An 18,221-nucleotide genomic window follows, 5' to 3' on the forward strand; every position below is an offset into this window, starting at 1 on the left:
GTATACTTGCCATCAGTTGACGCGGGGTGGAGCAGCCTGGTAGCTCGTCGGGCTCATAACCCGAAGGTCGTAGGTTCAAATCCTGCCCCCGCTACCACTTATTAAGAACCCCATTTATGGGGTTTTTTATTATGTATAATTTGTAACTGCACTAAAAGATAGTAGTAGCCCAGTAAAGCTAAGGCCATGCTCGGAACTAATTGCTTTAAAGAAATCACTTCCCGAGTTTAGTCCTTGTCCAAGCTCAGGTTACCCTATTGTATTTGTATCGCGTCATCCACTAAGTTCTAGACAAGGCGCAAGTAAAGTGAGGTGAAGGAGTGTACAAAAGTATATGATTGAACCGAACGAGTTGGCAACGATGAATAGAACTTAGCGGGTGGCGCTATATTAGGCATACGTGCCCTTTTTAGTTTGTGAATACTATGATACAAGATGAATTGGAACATTTATTAGCGCCTACGATTTCAGATATGGGCTATGAGCTTTGGGGGTGTGAATATCTTTCACAAGGTAGGCATTCCTTGTTGCGTATATATATTGACAAGGCTGATGGGATAGGCATTGAAGACTGTGAAGCTGTAAGTCATCAAGTTAGTGCTTTGCTTGATGTGGAAGATCCTATTTCTGGAAATTACAGTTTGGAAGTATCATCACCCGGCATTCCAAGGCCTTTATTTAAAAGTTGGCAATATCAGCATTATATAGGGCATGAAGTACAAGTAAAAACTTTTAAACCGGTAGACGGTAAACGTAAATTAATAGGTACTATTGTCTCAGCATCTGAGAATTCTTTAGTACTTAACATAAATAACGAAGATCAAGAGTTACTTTTTTCAAATATTGTGAAAGCAAATTTGACAGTATAGAGAGGCGAACAATGAGCAAAGAATTGTTACTGGTTGCAGAGGCGTTATCAAACGAAAGAGGTGTAAGTAAAGATGTTATTATACTTGCCATTCAGGCCGCATTGGAGTCTGCAACTCGCAAGATCTTTGGTTTGGATATAGGTGTAAGAATTAAATTAGATCCTCGTACAGGTGAATATGAAACCTTTAGGTATTGGGATGTAGTTAATGAGGATGAGCTAGAACACCCTGATCGTCAATTAACTGTTGAACAAGCAAAAGAGCGTAATCCAGCTGCAAAAGTAGGTGATCGTATAGAAGAATCAATACCTTCAATTGAATTTGGAAGAATTGAAGCTCAAACTGCTCGCCAAGTTATTATGCAAAAAGTTAGAGAAGCTGAGCGTGAGCTCGTCATCGATCAATTCAGAAGCAAACTAGGTCAGTTGATTTATGGAACTGTTAAGAAAGTAACTCGTGATAATATTATTATTGATTTAGGTGGTAAAGCAGAAGCATTTTTACCACGAACTGAGATGTTGCCGCATGAAATGTTCCGTCCAAATGATCGAGTCCGTGCCTATTTATATGAGATCACACCTCAAGCTCGTGGACCACAATTGTTTGTAAGCCGTACACGCAATGAAATGCTTATTGAGCTTTTCCGCATTGAAGTTCCTGAAATAGGCGAGAATGTTATTGAAGTTAAAGCTGCAGCTCGCGATCCAGGAAACAGAGCTAAAATTGCCGTTAAAACCAATGATGGACGAATTGATCCTGTAGGTGCTTGCGTTGGTATGCGTGGCGCACGAGTTCAGGCTGTTTCCAGTGAACTTGGCGGGGAGCGAGTGGATATAATTCTATGGGATGATAACCCCGCTCAGTTAGTAATTAATGCGATGGCTCCAGCAGAAATTTCTTCTATTGTTGTTGATGAAGACACGCATACCATGGACTTAGCTGTAGAAAAAGATCAATTGTCCCAGGCAATTGGTCGAAATGGGCAAAATGTTCGTTTGGCAAGTCAATTAACAGGCTGGACCTTGAACGTTATGACCACGGACGAGTTTGAAAATAAAAATTTGGAAGAGTCAAGTAAAATTGTTAAATTATTTACTTCTGCGCTGGAAATTGATGAAGAAATTGCTACATTATTAGTAGCACATGGTTTTTCTTCACTTGAAGAAGTTGCTTACGTACCTAAGGAAGAATTACTTGCTATAGAAGAATTTGACGAAGAAATTGTTGAAGAATTAAGAAATAGAGCAAACGATAAATTACTCACTATGGCTCTTTCTTCAGGAAAAGAGCTGTCTGGTTCACCTGACGAATCACTACTTTCAATGGAAGGCATGACCAACGAGTTAGCTAATAAACTAGCTGCGAAGGGGATTACTTCTATGGAAGACTTAGCTGAGCAATCTGTAGATGAGTTGTTAGAAATTGAAGGAATGACTGAAGAAAAGGCCGGTGCTTTAATTATGAAGGCTAGAGAACCATGGTTTTTATAAGGCTATGGATTTATTATAAATTAATGTAGTGCAAATATGCAGTTCGTTCTTAAATAATGAATAGAACTGCTGAAAGGGGATTAAAATATGGCGGATGTGACGGTTAAACAATTAGCTCAAGTCGTTGGTATTCCGGTTGAACGCTTATTGAACCAGTTACAGGAAGCAGGGTTGTCTTTTTCTGATGACCAACAGACTGTGAATGAAGAGCAAAAACGGATCCTACTTAATCATTTGAAGAAAACTTCTCTGCGCGACGTAAATGTTTCGCCGGAAAGAATTACTTTGAGAAGGAAAAGCTTATCACAAGTTACTGTTGGCCATGATGCTCATAGTGGAAAAACTGTGAATGTTGAAGTACGTAAGAAAAAGGTATTTGTAAAACGTGCCCCGGTAGTAGAGCAGCCTGAAATTGAAGAGCCTGCTGTTATGCCGGAAGAAAATCAGCGTGTACTCGAGCAACATTCTGCTGAAGTTGTTCTTGAAACTGTGCCTGTGTCTGAAACTGTTTCTGAGAAAGAGGAGCATGTTGTTGAAACTGAAACTGCTGAACCAGTTGAAGCAAAGGTTGAAACAAAAGAACAACTTGAATCAGAAGAGAAGCCAGGAGATGAGGCGGCTGCAGAGCGTCCGGAATCTTATAATGCAGAAGTTTTTGAAAATATAAGTACACTTGAAGAAATCGAAGAGTCTCCAAGAAAAGAAGAGCCTAAGCTTGAAAAGCAATCTAAAAAGAGACATGCAGAGCAAGGAGTTGAATCGGATACGTCAGACTTTAGAAAAGCTAAGAAAAAGCCTAAATATCAATCTACTTATGATCGAGATGAGGAAGAGCAAGAAATACATAGACGCGGTGGACGTAGTAAATTTAAAAAGCGTAAGAGTGTTGAGAAGTCAGACAAATTAAGAGAAGCTGAAGAATCATTAAAACATGGTTTTGCATTACCAACTGCGCCTGTCGTAAGAGAGGTTTTAGTACCAGAAACCATTACTGTTGCTGAATTGGCAAAAAGAATGTCTGTAAAAGCTGCTGAAGTGATTAAAGTGATGATGTCACTTGGAGCAATGGCAACCATAAACCAGGTTATTGACCAAGAAACTGCAGTTATCGTAGTAGAAGAAATGGGCCATAAGGCACGAGTCATTAAAGAAGATGCAATTGAAGTAGGTTTAGGCGAATCGATTACTAAGGGTAGCCGTACAGAATCCAGAGCACCTGTAGTTACGATTATGGGACATGTGGACCATGGTAAGACTTCTTTACTTGACTACATTCGTCGAACCAAAGTTGCTATTGGTGAAGCAGGCGGTATTACGCAACATATTGGTGCATACCACGTCAGTACGCCGAAAGGTAACATTACTTTTTTAGATACTCCAGGCCATGCTGCATTTACGGCAATGAGAGCTCGAGGTGCACAGGTCACTGATATTGTTATTTTGATTGTTGCCGCAGATGATGGAGTTAAGCCCCAAACTATAGAAGCAATTCAACATGCGAAAGCAGCAAAGGTACCGATTATTGTTGCAATTAATAAAATGGATAAACCAGATGCTGATCCTGACCGTGTCATGAATGAATTATCCGGACATGAAGTAATTCCAGAAGCATGGGGTGGTGATACCATGTTTATCAATATTTCTGCCAAGTCAGGTATGGGTATTGACGATCTGCTTGATGCAATATTGTTGCAATCTGAAGTTTTAGAACTGAGTGCGGTTACTGACGGTGCCGCCAAAGGTGTAGTTATTGAATCACGGTTGGACAAAGGTAGAGGTCCTGTAGCAACAGTATTAGTACAAAGTGGAACGTTGCACAAAGGGGATATCTTGCTTGCCGGGTTCCAATATGGTCGCGTACGTGCTCTTGTTGGTGACAATGGGGATATGGTTGATCATGCTGGTCCTTCAATTCCAGTTGAGGTGCTTGGTTTATCAGCAATTCCTCACGCTGGAGATGAAGCAGTTGTTGTTCCTGATGAGAAAAAAGCAAGAGAAGTAGCCTTGTTCCGCCAAGGTAAATTCCGTGATGTAAAACTTGCCAGACGTCAGAAATCAACTATTGAAGGCATTATGGAAAATATGGCCGCTGGCGAGTCCAAAGTGCTTAACGTTGTACTTAAGGCAGATGTTCAGGGCTCCCTTGAAGCTATTTCAGACGCCTTAGTGAAGTTATCTACCGATGAAGTTAAGGTTGAAGTTATTTCAAGCGGTGTTGGTGGTATCACCGAATCTGATGTTCACTTAGCTATAGCATCTAGTGCGATTTTGGTAGGTTTTAACGTCAGAGCAGATAGCAGCGCTAAGAAATTAGCTGAACATGAATCAGTGCAGCTGCATTATTACAGTGTTATTTACGATATTGTGGATCAGATTAAAGGTGCATTAACTGGTATGCTTGCTCCGCAATTTAAAGAAGAAATTATTGGTATTGCTGAGGTTCGTGACGTATTCAAATCACCTAAAATTGGTGCGATTGCGGGTTGTATGGTCGTTGAAGGGGTTATTAAGCGAAATAACCCTATTCGTGTGCTGCGTGCCAATGTAGTTATCTATGAAGGAACTTTGGAGTCATTACGAAGATTTAAGGATGACGTGGTAGAGGTTCGCCAAGGGTTCGAGTGCGGTATTGGAGTCAAAAATTACAATGATGTGAAACCAGGTGACCTAATTGAAGTGTATGAAACAGTAGAAATTAAGCGTGATTTATAAGATGGGCCATAATTTTAAACGTACAGATCGGGTCGCTGAGATGATTCAGCGGAAGCTAGCTCAAATAATACCTAAAGAAGTCAAAGATCCGCGCTTAACAGGTTTCGTGACCATATCAGCAGTGAAAGTTGCTGCTGATTTGGGACATGCTAAAGTATATTTTACTGTCCTTAATGATGATAAAAAAATAGCAGAAACTATTTTAAATGCTGCTGCGAGCTATTTACGTAGTGCTTTAGCGCGAAGTATTACATTGCGTACAGTTCCTCAGCTTCATTTTGTATATGATGAATCAATAGAATATGGACAACGCTTAAGCCGTCTCATCGATAAAGTGAATCCACCAACCTCCGATGATAATGAAAATGAATGACCCTTTGGCAATAGATGGAGTTTTATTGCTGAATAAATCGGAAGGAATGACCTCAAATACGGCTCTTCAGAAAGCAAAAAAACTGTTAGGAGCGCCAAAAGCAGGTCATACCGGCAGCCTAGATCCTCTCGCTACTGGAATGTTACCCCTTTGCTTTGGTGAAGCGACCAAAGTATGTCAGTTTTTGCTTGATGCAGATAAATGTTATCAGACTACTGGTTTATTAGGCATCAAAACCAATACTGCTGATGCAACAGGTGAGGTAATTGCTCAAGCGGAAGCATTTAATATTTCCGAAGAAAACTTACTGCACGTATTGATGCAGCATACAGGTCATATAAAGCAGACTCCTTCTATGTTTTCCGCGTTAAAACATAATGGAGTCCCTCTTTATCGTTTGGCCAGAAAAGGGATCAATATTGAAAGAGCAGCACGTGAGATCCTGATTCGTAATTTACAACTTAATGCATTTGATGGAATTCAATTTTCATTAACTGTGACGTGCAGCAAAGGAACTTATATTCGTAATTTAGTTGAAGACATTGGCGAGGCTTTAGGTGTAGGGGCTCATGTGACGCAGTTGCATCGAGTTTATACATCTGGTTTGGAAAATATGCCCATGTATTCGCTAGACGAATTAGAGAGCATGTCGATGCCCGAGAGGGTTGCTTGCTTAATTCCTATGGATAGAGCAGTTGCCTATTTAGAGTCAGTGACTCTTGCGGACGATGAAATAGTCGCAATTCGCCAAGGTAGAATAGTAGCAAATAGAGTAGATGTTGAAATAACAGATTGTGTTCGTCTTTATGATAAAAAAGCACAATTTATTGGGTTAGGTGAACGAAATACACAAGGCAGTATTAAAGCGAAACGATTACTTTCTTTTTAATCTTTTTAAGATTAAAAAAGAGATTTTAACCAAAATATGAAATTTTTTGCACAAAAATATTTTTCAGTACTTGTTTCATTGGACATGCCTTGGTAAAATGTTCGCCTTTAAATGAATACTTAGTAGTTCCAGGAGTGTATAATGTCGCTAAGCAGCGCAGATAAAGCAGCAATTGTTAATGAATACAAACGTTCTGATAAGGATACAGGTTCACCTGAAGTTCAGGTTTCTATCATTACAAGCCGTATCAAATATTTAACTGAGCACTTTAAAGAACACAAAAAAGATTTTCATTCTCGACGTGGGCTGCAGGAACTCGTTAATAAGCGTCGTAAGTTGTTAAAATATTTAAAGCGTAACGATGAAGCTCGCTATCAAAAGTTGATCCAAACTCTGGAACTTAGAGATTCTTATTGATTGCTAAGCAAATACATTTCTTTAGAAATAGAAATGTACTTTTACAAAAATACTTTAAATAAAGGCGCAATTCTCTGCGCCTTTTTTTCGTTATAATTACTTGATGAGGAAGATTTCGTGGCTAAGTTTACAAAAGAAATAGCATTTGGTGACCACACCCTTATATTGGAAACTGGTGAAATTGCACGACAAGCTGATGGAGCAGTATTCGCGAGTATGAATGGTACTCAAGTATTAGCTACTGTAGTTGGCAAAAAAGAAGGTGGCGAAGAAAATGGATTTTTTCCATTAACAGTGAATTACCAGGAAAAGTTTTATTCAGTAGGTAAAATACCTGGTGGATTTAACAAACGTGAAGGGAGGCCAACAGATAATGAAACATTGATTTCACGACTTATTGATCGCCCTATTCGTCCTTTGTTCCCAGATGGTTTTTGTAACGAAGTACAAGTCATTGTCACGGTTCTTTCTTTAAACCCAGAAGTTTCTCCTGATATTGTGGCAATGGTAGCTTCCTCTGCAGCGTTAGCTCTTTCTGGTGTCCCTTTTAATGGACCAATAGGCGCTGCTCGTGTTGGCTATAAAGAGGGTATTTACTTATTAAATCCAAGCCGCAAAGATTTAGAGCAATCAAGATTGGACTTGGTTGTTGCCGGAACTAAAGATGCTATTTTGATGGTTGAATCAGAAGCAAAAGAATTAAGCGAAGATATTATGCGCGGTGCAATCATGTTTGGTCATGAAATGATGAAAAACGTGATCAAAGCAATCGAAGAGCTTGCTGCACAAGCAGGAAAAACCCGTTGGGAATGGAACCCTCCTGAAGTAGATTCTTCTTTACAAGCACGAGTTGCAGACATGGTGAAACAAGAAGTTGAATCTGCATATCTGATTAAAGACAAGCAAGAGCGTTACCAGCGCCTTGATGAATTAAAAGAGCAAGCAATCGCTGCGTTACAAGCTGAGAATGATGAGTTAAAGGCAGATGTTATTGGCAATATGTTTGTTGAAATAGAGCGTGCTACAGTACGTAATCGAATTCTTGATGGTGAGCCGCGAATTGATGGCCGCGATCATAAAACAGTGCGCCCTATTGCTATCCGGACAAAACTTTTGGAAAGAACACATGGTTCTGTTTTGTTTACTCGTGGTGAAACACAGGCTATTGTCGTCGCTACCTTAGGTAATGAGCGTGATGCACAAATTTTAGATAATATTGCTGGCGAAACAAAAGACCGCTTCATGTTGCATTATAATTTCCCTCCTTATTCAGTAGGGGAAACGGGCATGGTTGGTAGTCCTAAGCGTAGAGAAATTGGACATGGCCGTTTGGCAAAACGAGCAATCATGGCTGTGTTGCCTGAACCAAATGAATTTCCCTATGTGTTACGAGTTGTTTCCGAAATCACAGAATCGAATGGCTCAAGCTCAATGGCTACAGTATGTGGAACCAGTCTTGCGTTGATGGATGCAGGTGTTCCATTAAAAGCACCTGTTGCTGGAGTCGCAATGGGTTTGATTAAAGACGGTGATCGTTATGCTGTGTTAACTGATATATTAGGTGATGAGGATCATTTAGGGGATATGGATTTCAAAGTAGCTGGTACTGAATATGGAATCACCGCATTACAAATGGATATCAAAATTCACGGAATTACCAATGAAATTATGGAGCAAGCTTTAGACCAAGCCTTAGCTGGCCGCTTGCATATTCTTGGTGTCATGAATAATGCCTTATCTGAGCATCGAGAGGAATTATCTCAGCATGCACCACGCATTACTACGATGAAGGTTGCTGAAGACAAAATACGAACTATTATCGGTAAAGGTGGAGCAACGATTAAGGGGTTAATTGAGAGCACAGGTGTGTCTATAGATATAGATGATACCGGTGTAATTCAATTATTCTCTCCAGATATGGACGCATTGGAAGAAGCACAAAAACAAATTAAAGCATTAATTGCAGAAATTGAAGTGGGCCAAACCTATCAAGGCAAAGTAAGTAAGATTGTTGATTTCGGTGCTTTTATTAATCTTTTACCTGGAAAAGATGGGTTACTCCATATTTCCCAAATCTGCAATGATCGATCACAAAAAGTCGAATCTGTATTGCAAGAAGGCCAAGAGATCGAGGTGTTCGTTGCTGGCATTGATAAGCAAGGTCGTGTGAAGCTTGAGTGGAAAGATAAGCCGCAACAAGCCGAAGCAACAACCACCGCTCCTGCTGAAGAAAAACATCATGAAGAAGAACATCATGAAGCAGCAGATATGAATAATCGTGGAGAAGAAGAATAAGGCAGCAGCTTGCCCTTGTGGGAATAATTCAATTGTAGCCTGGGCGACGTGAAGTGTAGCCCAGGGGTTATATTGGATAATTTTCCCGGGTTATGCGTTGCTTCACCCAGGCTACAATATTTAGGGGGCAGACACTTCACCCCGGCTTATAAATGGGATTAGTTATTATGCGTTAAGGTTAAAAATTCAGCTCGACTTGTTGGATTATTACGCATATCGCCAAGCATCACTGAAGTAGTCATTATTGAGTTTTGTTTTTCAACGCCACGCATCATCATGCACAGATGTTTTGCTTCAATAACTACAGCCACACCACGTGCGCCGGTAATAGATTCCAAGCAGCTTGCTATTTCTGAAGTTAATCGTTCCTGAATTTGCAAGCGTCGAGCAAAATAATCAACGATACGTGCTACTTTTGATAAGCCTATTACTTTTCCATTGGGTATGTAGCCCACATGACATTTACCAAGAAAAGGAAGTAAATGATGTTCGCACATGGAGTACATTTCGATATCCTTCACGATGACCATTTCACTCATGTCAGAGTCAAAAAGCGCACCGTTAATAATTTCTTCCAGGCTCTCATTATAACCCTTGGTCAAATAGCGCATGGCATTAGCAGCACGTAAAGGAGTGTCAACTAGTCCTTCTCGAGTTACATCTTCACCTAATTGTATTAGCAGTTCTTTATATAATTTTTCCATAGTTTTTTCCTATCCCGGGGGCCAAGTCATGTGACGTCCGCCCAGTAAATGTAAATGAATGTGAAATACTGTTTGGCCGCCATCGGGATTAATGTTAAAAACTAATCGGTATCCTGCGTCACTTATTCCTTCAGTTTGAGCAATTTTTTTTGCCCCTAAAATCATTTTTCCCAACAGGGCCTGGTTTTCATCGCTGGCATCATTCAGCGTCGCAATATGTTGCTTCGGAATAATCAGCAGATGTTTAGGAGCTTGCGGGTGGAGATCACGAAAAGCCATTATCTCGTCGTCTTCAAAAACCACTGATGCAGGGATCGCACCTTGTGCAATTTTGCAAAACAAGCAATTCATAAGTAATCTCATTTTAATTAAAAGAGATATTATACATTGCATTCCTTATAATGCGACAGCTTCTCTTTGCCTTTTGATGTGTTTTTTCGCATAATAGCCGCTTTGTATTGCAATTGTATTTGTGCAATGATTTTTTTAAATAAGTAAAATTCAGCGGGTTAAGAATTGTTTTATTTTTAAATCATTCCTGATGCTTTTTTACAGGACAATGTGTGTTGAATAATCTAAAAAGCAGATTTCCTGCTCTTTAGTTTTAGCTAAATTAAAATGTCGTTATATAGTTTTATTTCGATTAGAGGGGAGAAAAATAAATGAGTTTAATGAGAATTAGTAGTGGTCGTGATTTGCCAAAAGAAATTAATGTAATTATTGAAATCCCTATGCACAGTGAACCTGTAAAATATGAAGTCAATAAAGAATCTGGAGTGTTATTTGTTGATCGCTTTTTAACTACTCCCATGTTCTACCCCGTCAATTACGGTTATATCCCTCACACTCTGTCAGAAGATGGAGACCCTGTTGATGTTCTTGTGGTGACACCTGTTCCTCTTGTAGGTGGATCAGTAATCCCATGCCGACCAGTAGGTATGTTAAAAATGACTGATGAGTCAGGTATCGATGCTAAAATTCTGGCTGTTCCTACGAACAAGCTAACTAAAATTTATGAGCCAATTAAGTCACATGAAGACATGCCGCAACATCTACTAAATTCTTTAGAGCACTTTTTCAGTCATTATAAAGACTTAGAAGAAGGTAAATGGGTTAAACTAAATGGTTGGGTTGGTCCTGATGCTGCGTTTGAAGAGATTATGTCCAGCGTAGCTCGTTTTAATAATAAAGAGCAAAAATAGGAAGGTTATTTTTTGCTTAAGGCGAAGAAAATTACTGGCTCTGGGTTAAAGGCATTTGCCTTTGCCCTACTTGCCGACCACGGATCTCTTGCACTTTTAGCAAATTACAAATATACCTTGAAAAGGCTGCAAAGTTGACTCTATCTCGCTTTCTTTGAAACCATATGATACTTTATTTCGTGTTATAAAAGCTTGAGGAAATTAGGTGGCATACCATCTTTCTACATTGTTTATCATCCTACTTTTTTTAATTCTCTTGGCTGCTTTTTTTGCAGCCACTGAAATCGGTATGATGTCGATTAATCGCTATAAGTTAAAACATCTAGTCAAGAAAGAGAATAAACAAGCAACAAGAGTGAATCAGATACTCTCTCGACCCGATCGACTGTTGAGTGTTGTATTAATCGGTAATACTTTGGCGAATATTCTTGCCTCAACAATCGCAACGTTGATTGGCCAGCATATTTATGGAGATGCGGGTATTGCTATAGCTACCGCACTTTTAACATTGATCATTTTGGTATTTGCTGAAATGATACCCAAAACATTTGCGGCGATTTATCCGCAGCACGTTGCATTTGCTACTTCACTGCCTCTACAAATACTCCAATTGATTTTTGCGCCTGTAGTATATCTCTGTGTTTCCATGTCAAATGGGGTGCTGCGTTTATTTCGCGTCTCAATTGACAAAATACAAAAGGAATCACTGACAGGCGAAGAGTTACGCTCCGTAGTGCATGAGGCAGGAGGGTTATTGCCAGTCGAACATAAAAGTATGCTGATTAGCTTATTGGATTTGGAGCAAGCTACTGTAGAAGATATTATGATTCCTAAGTCAGATATTGTAGGTATCGATATAGAAGAACCTTGGGCAGAAATCTTATATCAATTGGAAACAGCAAAACATACTCGTCTGCCTTTATACCGCGATTCAATTGATGATTTAGTAGGAATGATCCATGTACGCGATGTGTTAAATCTAGCTATAGAAAATGAGTTAGATCTTAATAGCTTATTGAAAGCCGCAGATGAACCTTATTATATTCCTGAGGCTACTTCCCTCAACATTCAGATTTTAAATTTTAGAAAAATGAAAAAACGCAGTTCTTTTGTAGTCGATGAATATGGGAATATTCAGGGTTTAGTCACTATGGAAGATATACTTGAAGAAATTGTAGGCGAGTTTACTACTGACGTGGCTGCACTTAGTCGTGATATCATCCCGCAAAGTGATGGCTCAGTTATAGTTGATGCTGGTCTAACATTGCGCCATTTAAACCGATTAATGGGATGGAACTTACCCATGATAGGGCCCAAAACGTTAAGCGGTTTAATTGTTGAACATCTTGGATACATCCCCCCAGCGGAGTCATGTTTAACTATAGAAAATTATCGCATGGAAATATTAAAAGTCGGAGACAATACCATTAAAAGCATTAAGGTATTTAAAATAAGTAAGAAGCGTAAATAAATGCTTTATCCTAGAAAAATCCAGCAGAATCGGTACCTTTAGCTTGTGCAGTAAGCTTCAAAGAGCTTTTCCTAAGATGATGCATCACTTTCTTTTAAGGTGGTTACTTGTGCAGTAAACATATAACCACCATTACGAATGGTTTTAATTAATGCGGGTTTTTTTGCATCAACCTCTATTTTCTGGCGAAGCCGACTAATTTGTACATCAATTCTGCGATCAAAGGGATTTAGATCACTGTTTTTAGTGATGTGCAATAGAAGTTCTCTATCCAGGACTCGTTGAGGTTGCTGTACAAAAGTAAGTAGCAAGTCATATTCACCAGCGCTTAGTGATAATTCTTCATTGGTATTATCACGAAACACTTGTCTTGATGCAGGATAAAGCCGCCAATTGGCAAAAAGAAGAATTTCTTTTTCATGTTCAGGTTGTTGCTGTGCCCGTAAGACGCGCCGGTTAATTGCGCTGACTCGTGCATGAAGCTCTCTGGGTAATAGCGGCTTTATAATGAAGTCGTCCGCTCCAGCTTCAAGTACTTTGATACACGCTTCTTCATCAGGTGCATCATTTATAATTAATAAAGGTACAGGATAGTTTGTATAGAATTGATGAAGTGCCTGGGGGTCATTTTTTAAAATAGACCAATTAATCAGAATTGCAATAGGTTTCCCTAGTCCATTTTGAATGGGAATTAATTGCTTTTGTTGTACGATGTTTATATTAAATTGTGCAAAATATTTCTTGAGATCCTCACTCACAGGATCGTTATCAATAAATAAAAGATAACTCGGTAATGGCATTAATTTAATTCCAGTTTGCTTCGTAGTATTTCGCTATAATTTTGGCAAGATTAGTATCGACTTGCAATTATTTTCGCTATTATTCTAAGAGTTATTGGCTCTATTTTCTATCCCCGCTGGATAGGGGGTTTATCATAAAATATTTCAGATTGATTCGATAGAGTAATAAAGATCCAGTTGAAACACAGTCAACATCAGGATGATGTTTAGGAGAAAGGATGATGCAAAATAGGGCTAAGTTTTCAATTTCCACGAATCAAGATCATCTACCTGCAAAACAATTACAGCAATTATTTTCCAAGTTGGAGTTTAGTGTCTGGTTGGAGGGATTCGTTAATTTTTTAAATAAAAGTAAGGTGACACCCCTTGAATCCGTAGCTGTAGTGCATGACTGGAGTATGGATGAGTTGCATGCTGCATTGGATTATTTTTCTAATTCAAAATTCGTTGGTTTGGTTAATGCAATTTTCTTCTACAAGATGCATCCGGATCAATTATTTACTGATGCAATCCATCCTGAAAAGTTAGTTTCAATTCAGATGCGTTTGGAAGTATTACATTATTCTATCGAATTAGTGCAACAACAACTGTATGAGGTTGCTTTGCAAAATGCATTAACTCCAAAAATCGATTATTTTTTGCATGGTGAAGAATTGCCTCCAGGTGTCATGATCGAAACAAATGAAGAGCTTAGGCAAATGATTCAAACAGCTGTTAAAGGATTAAAACTTAACTCGAGTTTAACGAACCCAAAACGAGTAATTGATAGTTTGTATGACCTTAGGCGGGCTTATAAATTTTGCTTTAATCCAAATCGTTTTATTGATGCAGTGATGTTGTTACACCAAAATTTGTTACCCGAGGCCTTGCAGCAAGAGCAAAACTCAATTATTTTTCAAGAAAAAATGATGGACTTATACAGCCAGCTGACTACTGTGGAATGCTTGGATTTATATGGGTATTTTGCCAATAATGATACGCACAATTTACTCTATACGTTTTTTAATATCGTTCGAGGAGACACTTTTGACTGGTTACCTTTATTGAATAACGAAGAAAAAACGGCGGTAATTGAGGTATTTAATGCCATGTGCTGCGTTATGGAGGCATTGCGTATCGAATTAAGAAAGAGGCATCTGCTTACGGAGCCTTATCAGTATGATTTAACAAAGCCCAACATGGAAATAGAGCAGCAAAATCGTAATGCAGTATTTAGAGTAATTAAAATTTATAAACGCACCCATGTAATTTCTGAAGATGTTATTGAACAGTTATTTCAATATATGGAGGAGACGGATTGAGTTTTAATATCAGTCTTTTCAAAAAAGGAGCAAAATTGAAATAAAAAAGATAAATTCTTCGTTTAGAGCTTGCGGTTAATGTCTTACTAGAACATTTTTAATTCCAAGTTCCTTCGAGATGATTAGGAGGCTTTTTCTTATGCAGTATGATTCTATAAGATGAATTAACGCTTTTTTCTTTTTTTCTCTAAAAAGAATGAACGTAAATATTTAATGATTAAGGCGCCCAGTTTTCTTTCCCTGCCTGATTGCGTCAGTGGAATACCAATCTTCCGCGATATTTTGGCTTTAAGGGCAGAAATACCAATAAGTCTTTTCCATGAAAATCCACCACGATTCATTTTTTAACTCTCATCATAACAAGAAGCCGAGTATACTCTTGTTTTTTTCAGTTTAAAGTAGAAATGAAATAATTATCTAGTGTTTTTATTCGTGATCATCAGTAGATGGACTATTTATATGCCAATTATAAATATAACTGTCGATGCTATTGATGTGTTTCAGTTGGCTTAATAAAGGTTCTTTTGCATATTGCAATAAATGAAAGATTACATCTTGTTTGGTTCCGCCAAAATCCTCTTCATACCAGTCGTATAATTTGGAGATAATCAGCTTTCCTTCGATGACATTTACTCCCCTAAGTGAATTAATGTAAGTAGAGGCAGCTTGGTTTAATTGTTCTTCAATGAGTTTACCCTGATAGATTTTTCTACTAAGATTTGGAGCACCAATAGTACCATTGTTTACGGCATAATGGGTGCGGGGATCATTCCAAATCGCGCGAATAATGCGATTATTAATGTCATCTAAAGTTAAAGTAGTATCTTTAATGGTGAATAGATTCGCTCCCCAAGGGCCGATACTGAATAAGCCTGGTGAAATATTAATTTCTTGAACCGAAGTAACTGGATAGTAATTGGCTATAACTTGTACGGTCAGAGCATTGTATACATTAATCCAAAAGGCTAATTGCTCATCTCGGTTGTAGTTATTAATATTGATTTCTGACATACTTTTTAAGTAATCTTTAAGCAAATTCAGGTCTGTTTGTGTCATATGAGTGTAATCAACCAGATTGATATTTTCTTCACTTGTGACAATGCGGCGATTTAGAAAATCTTGCCACAGTTTATGAGAAATAACTTCTGTTGATAAGGGGTTATTCACCTCCCATTTTGGCCATAAGCTTTTGTAAAAAGATGCATTTGCTAACCCAGAAATGAGGAGCATCAATATGAAAATATATTTATTGCGTTTGTGGAGTACGGTTTTAAACATGAATTATTGCTCTATTGCGAAGGGCATTTCCTATAGTATTGCCATCCAAAAACTCTAATTCTCCTCCAGAAGGAATACCATGCGCCAGTTGGGTAATGTTTATTGACAAATCACGCAAAAGCTGGTGAATAAAATGAATGGTGGTTTGCCCTTCTACACTAGGGCTTAATGCCAATATCACTTCTTTGATTTCTTCTTGAATGATGAGATTTTTAAGTCGTGGTAATCCTATGTCTTCTGGGCCCAAGCCATCTAAGGGAGATATTTTTCCCATGAGAACAAAATACTTACCTTGAAAGGCATTGCTTTGTTCTATGGCAGATACATCTGCAGGGCTTTCTACAACACAAAGCAAGGACGAATCCCGATTTGGATTTTGACAGAGGCTACACACTTTTTGTTCTGTATAGTTTGCACAACGTTCACAATGATGTATGTTGTTCATTGCTTGCTCTAGACAGGATGCAAGGTATAACCCTCTCTGTCTTTGATGCTGGAGTAAATGAAACACCATACGCTGTGCTGATTTTGGACCTACGCCTGGCAGACAGCGGAGCGCTTCTACCAAGCGGTTTAACATATCCATCGTTAGGACTATTCCTTATCGCCCTTATCGCCGCCCATTAAATCAGTTGGGATATTTAGACCAGCTGTTAATTGACTGATTTTTTCTTTAGATGCTTTTTCAATTTTTCGAACTGCATCGTTAATTGCTGCGGCAACTAAATCTTCTAACATTTCTACATCTTCTTCCATCATTGTAGGTTTGATTTTCACTTCAGTGGCGTCATGTCGGCCATTCATTTTAATAACTACCATACCACCACCTGCTTCACCAGTGACAACTAATTGACTTAGTTGTTGTTGCGCTTCTTGCATACGTTGTTGCATTTTTTGCGCTTCTTTCATCAGGTTGCCAAGATTTTGATTCATATCCATTATTAAGGCCTCGTATGTTTAGATTTAAATTCGATATATTATAAGTCATCTTTCAGCGGGACAATAGAATTTTTGACCAATTCTGCTGAAAATTCTTGTTGAAGTTGCTGAAACATGGGGTCATTGTTTAATGCAGCTTCTGCTTTGAGCTGTTTTTGTTGTGTTGCCTGCTCTTTTTGCTGCGCTGGGGAGGATTGAACTGACTCATCACTGTTAAGAATAATTTTCACCGGATTTTGGTAATATTGGCCTAGTGCCATTTCAATACGCGAGAGTATCGTCGGAGTAAACAGAGATTGGTGTCCTTTGGCCACACGTAACGTGATCTCTCGTCCATCTTTTGCAACTAATTCTGCATTTTCTGCTGCATTAAGCGCTAAACCGGTAAGTTTGAGATGAGGAATAATATCTGCCCAATCTCCCTCCATCTGGTTAGTGACCTGCATTTGTTCTTCTTTTTCTTTATCATCTGAATTCGGAACAGAGTTTGTGCGATGCGGGATTTGCTTTTCCGGAACGCTTAAAGGGGCTTGTTCTTGTGCAGAAAGAGGCAACTGCAGCGAAGATGGCAAGGAAGTTTTATAAGGTGCTAAAGGTGGAGGTGTTTCTTTAGGCACTGGCCTAAAAGTTAGCATCCGTAGCACAGTCATATTAAAGCCAATGATTAAGGTTGGAGCAAGATGAATTTCCTCGCGCCCTTTAAGTCCAATTTGATAAAACAGCTGGATGTCTTCAGCTGAAATGTGTTGTGCCAGAGTTTTAATTTCTGGTGGAGGGCTAATTAGCGGATTATTATCTCCAATGGTTTGATATATAGCTATTTGGTGAAGGTGGTGAAGCAGCTCATCCAGAACATACTGAAAATGCCCTCCTTCAATGGAGATACATTGGCTGATTTTTAATACAGCAGAAGCATTTTGCTCTGCCAAAGCGCATAGCATCTGTAAGGCATAATCTTGTTGAGTATAACCTAGGATCATTTTGACATCATTTGCACGTAATTGGGTATCACAGCCCGTAATGGCTTGATCCAAAAGACTTAACGCATCACGCATACTGCCCCGAGCAGCTTGGGCCAATATATCTGCGGCTTGAATTTCAAAATCAATTTGTTCTTCTTTAAGAATCAGCTGTAAATGATGGCTGATTAACTCCGTAGCTAAGTGCTTTAGATTAAATTGTAAGCAACGAGATAATACCGTTACGGGAAGCTTTTGTGGATCTGTTGTAGCTAAAATAAATTTAACATGCGCTGGTGGTTCTTCCAAAGTTTTGAGCAGTGCGTTAAAACTATGCTGGGAAAGCATATGTACTTCATCAATTAAGTAGATTTTAAAACGGCCAATAGCTGGTGCGTACTGTACATTATCCAATAAATCACGGGTATCCTCAACTCGAGTTTTAGATGCGCCATCAATTTCGATTAAATCGATAAAACGGCCTTGTTCAATTGCATTACAAATAGCGCATTGTAAGCAGGG

The 18,221-nt window shown here is 38.8% G+C and carries 16 protein-coding genes, 1 tRNA gene and 2 pseudogenes (1 of these 19 only partly in view); 12 read left to right on the forward strand and 7 right to left on the reverse strand.

Features of this window, described 5'->3' with window-relative positions; translation table 11 throughout:
* The first annotated feature begins 20 nt into the window (after positions 1-20).
* The 9 genes and pseudogenes from DY223_RS01235 to pnp all read left to right on the forward strand — a co-directional run bounded on the left by DY223_RS01235 (position 21) and on the right by pnp (position 9,045).
* A tRNA-Met gene (locus tag DY223_RS01235) sits at positions 21-97 on the forward strand.
* 328 nt (positions 98-425) lie between these two features.
* A complete protein-coding gene (rimP, locus tag DY223_RS01240) occupies positions 426-869 on the forward strand; it encodes a ribosome maturation factor RimP (RefSeq protein WP_058458979.1) in 444 nt (147 codons plus the stop codon).
* A gap of 11 nt (positions 870-880) precedes the next feature.
* Positions 881-2,359, forward strand: a complete 1,479-nt coding sequence (gene nusA, locus DY223_RS01245; protein WP_058458980.1) for a transcription termination factor NusA — start codon at positions 881-883, stop codon at positions 2,357-2,359.
* An 87-nt stretch (positions 2,360-2,446) separates the two neighbouring features.
* A pseudogene (locus DY223_RS19770) lies at positions 2,447-2,795 on the forward strand (translation initiation factor IF-2 associated domain-containing protein); the annotation flags it as partial.
* A 260-nt stretch (positions 2,796-3,055) separates the two neighbouring features.
* A pseudogene (infB, locus tag DY223_RS01250) lies at positions 3,056-5,071 on the forward strand (translation initiation factor IF-2); the annotation flags it as partial.
* Between the two features lies 1 nt (position 5,072).
* A complete protein-coding gene (gene rbfA, locus DY223_RS01255; RefSeq protein ID WP_058458982.1) occupies positions 5,073-5,444 on the forward strand; it encodes a 30S ribosome-binding factor RbfA in 372 nt (123 codons plus the stop codon).
* Complete coding sequence (truB, locus tag DY223_RS01260) at positions 5,431-6,333, forward strand: tRNA pseudouridine(55) synthase TruB (protein WP_058458983.1); 903 nt, start codon at positions 5,431-5,433, stop codon at positions 6,331-6,333. Before rbfA ends, truB begins: the two co-directional genes overlap by 14 nt.
* A gap of 141 nt (positions 6,334-6,474) precedes the next feature.
* Positions 6,475-6,750, forward strand: coding sequence for a 30S ribosomal protein S15 (gene rpsO / locus DY223_RS01265; RefSeq protein ID WP_058458984.1), 276 nt, complete (start codon positions 6,475-6,477; stop codon positions 6,748-6,750).
* Positions 6,751-6,867: 117 nt separating this feature from the next.
* Positions 6,868-9,045 carry a polyribonucleotide nucleotidyltransferase gene (gene pnp / locus DY223_RS01270; RefSeq protein WP_058458985.1) on the forward strand — a complete coding sequence of 726 codons (2,178 nt, stop codon included), beginning with the start codon at positions 6,868-6,870 and terminating at the stop codon, positions 9,043-9,045.
* 158 nt (positions 9,046-9,203) lie between these two features.
* Here the strand turns inward: pnp and folE are convergent, their stop codons facing one another.
* Positions 9,204-9,749 (reverse strand): GTP cyclohydrolase I FolE, encoded by a 546-nt coding sequence (gene folE, locus DY223_RS01275; protein ID WP_058458986.1) that lies wholly within the window; start codon positions 9,747-9,749, stop codon positions 9,204-9,206.
* 9 nt (positions 9,750-9,758) lie between these two features.
* Complete coding sequence (locus DY223_RS01280) at positions 9,759-10,100, reverse strand: histidine triad nucleotide-binding protein (protein WP_058458987.1); 342 nt, start codon at positions 10,098-10,100, stop codon at positions 9,759-9,761.
* A gap of 311 nt (positions 10,101-10,411) precedes the next feature.
* On the opposite strand from DY223_RS01280, the gene ppa reads away from it, so the two are divergent.
* Positions 10,412-10,951, forward strand: a complete 540-nt coding sequence (gene ppa / locus DY223_RS01285) for an inorganic diphosphatase (RefSeq protein ID WP_058458988.1) — start codon at positions 10,412-10,414, stop codon at positions 10,949-10,951.
* A gap of 205 nt (positions 10,952-11,156) precedes the next feature.
* Entirely contained in the window at positions 11,157-12,422 is a 1,266-nt protein-coding gene (locus DY223_RS01290; RefSeq protein ID WP_058458989.1) for an HlyC/CorC family transporter, read from the forward strand.
* Positions 12,423-12,493: 71 nt separating this feature from the next.
* Here the strand turns inward: DY223_RS01290 and DY223_RS01295 are convergent, their stop codons facing one another.
* Positions 12,494-13,222 (reverse strand): winged helix-turn-helix domain-containing protein, encoded by a 729-nt coding sequence (locus DY223_RS01295; RefSeq protein ID WP_058458990.1) that lies wholly within the window; start codon positions 13,220-13,222, stop codon positions 12,494-12,496.
* A 218-nt stretch (positions 13,223-13,440) separates the two neighbouring features.
* Here DY223_RS01295 and DY223_RS01300 point away from each other — a divergent pair, with 218 nt between their 5' ends.
* Positions 13,441-14,523, forward strand: coding sequence for a hypothetical protein (locus DY223_RS01300; protein ID WP_058458991.1), 1,083 nt, complete (start codon positions 13,441-13,443; stop codon positions 14,521-14,523).
* Between the two features lie 426 nt (positions 14,524-14,949).
* Here DY223_RS01300 and DY223_RS01305 read toward each other — a convergent pair whose 3' ends face one another.
* The 4 genes in view from DY223_RS01305 to dnaX are tightly spaced (at most 38 nt apart) and all read right to left on the reverse strand, a layout consistent with a single transcriptional unit that may run on beyond the window.
* Positions 14,950-15,801: a DUF547 domain-containing protein gene (locus DY223_RS01305; protein WP_058458992.1), complete on the reverse strand. Its 852-nt coding sequence runs from the start codon at positions 15,799-15,801 to the stop codon at positions 14,950-14,952.
* Entirely contained in the window at positions 15,794-16,387 is a 594-nt protein-coding gene (gene recR, locus DY223_RS01310; RefSeq protein WP_058458993.1) for a recombination mediator RecR, read from the reverse strand. The genes DY223_RS01305 and recR overlap by 8 nt, the downstream gene beginning before the upstream one ends.
* An 8-nt stretch (positions 16,388-16,395) precedes the next feature.
* Entirely contained in the window at positions 16,396-16,740 is a 345-nt protein-coding gene (locus DY223_RS01315; protein WP_019232941.1) for a YbaB/EbfC family nucleoid-associated protein, read from the reverse strand.
* A 38-nt stretch (positions 16,741-16,778) separates the two neighbouring features.
* Positions 16,779-18,221, reverse strand: partial view of a DNA polymerase III subunit gamma/tau gene (gene dnaX / locus DY223_RS01320; protein WP_058458996.1) — the 3' portion only. Its footprint extends 213 nt past the window's final position; the window shows 1,443 of its 1,656 coding nt (coding positions 214-1,656); its start codon lies beyond the right edge, outside the window; it ends in the stop codon at positions 16,779-16,781.

This window comes from Legionella bozemanae (assembly GCF_900450575.1).
Classification (GTDB): domain Bacteria; phylum Pseudomonadota; class Gammaproteobacteria; order Legionellales; family Legionellaceae; genus Legionella; species Legionella bozemanae.

Bases quoted from the DNA above. Each gene is read 5' to 3' on its own strand.
- rimP (WP_058458979.1), top strand. From the start codon at position 426: ATGATACAAGATGAATTGGAACATTTATTAGCGCCTACGATTTCAGAT.
- nusA (WP_058458980.1), top strand. From the start codon at position 881: ATGAGCAAAGAATTGTTACTGGTTGCAGAGGCGTTATCAAACGAAAGA.
- rbfA (WP_058458982.1), top strand. From the start codon at position 5,073: ATGGGCCATAATTTTAAACGTACAGATCGGGTCGCTGAGATGATTCAG.
- truB (WP_058458983.1), top strand. From the start codon at position 5,431: ATGAAAATGAATGACCCTTTGGCAATAGATGGAGTTTTATTGCTGAAT.
- rpsO (WP_058458984.1), top strand. From the start codon at position 6,475: ATGTCGCTAAGCAGCGCAGATAAAGCAGCAATTGTTAATGAATACAAA.
- folE (WP_058458986.1), bottom strand. From the start codon at position 9,749: ATGGAAAAATTATATAAAGAACTGCTAATACAATTAGGTGAAGATGTA.
- DY223_RS01280 (WP_058458987.1), bottom strand. From the start codon at position 10,100: ATGAATTGCTTGTTTTGCAAAATTGCACAAGGTGCGATCCCTGCATCA.
- ppa (WP_058458988.1), top strand. From the start codon at position 10,412: ATGAGTTTAATGAGAATTAGTAGTGGTCGTGATTTGCCAAAAGAAATT.
- DY223_RS01295 (WP_058458990.1), bottom strand. From the start codon at position 13,222: ATGCCATTACCGAGTTATCTTTTATTTATTGATAACGATCCTGTGAGT.
- DY223_RS01300 (WP_058458991.1), top strand. From the start codon at position 13,441: ATGATGCAAAATAGGGCTAAGTTTTCAATTTCCACGAATCAAGATCAT.
- DY223_RS01305 (WP_058458992.1), bottom strand. From the start codon at position 15,801: ATGTTTAAAACCGTACTCCACAAACGCAATAAATATATTTTCATATTG.
- recR (WP_058458993.1), bottom strand. From the start codon at position 16,387: ATGGATATGTTAAACCGCTTGGTAGAAGCGCTCCGCTGTCTGCCAGGC.
- DY223_RS01315 (WP_019232941.1), bottom strand. From the start codon at position 16,740: ATGGATATGAATCAAAATCTTGGCAACCTGATGAAAGAAGCGCAAAAA.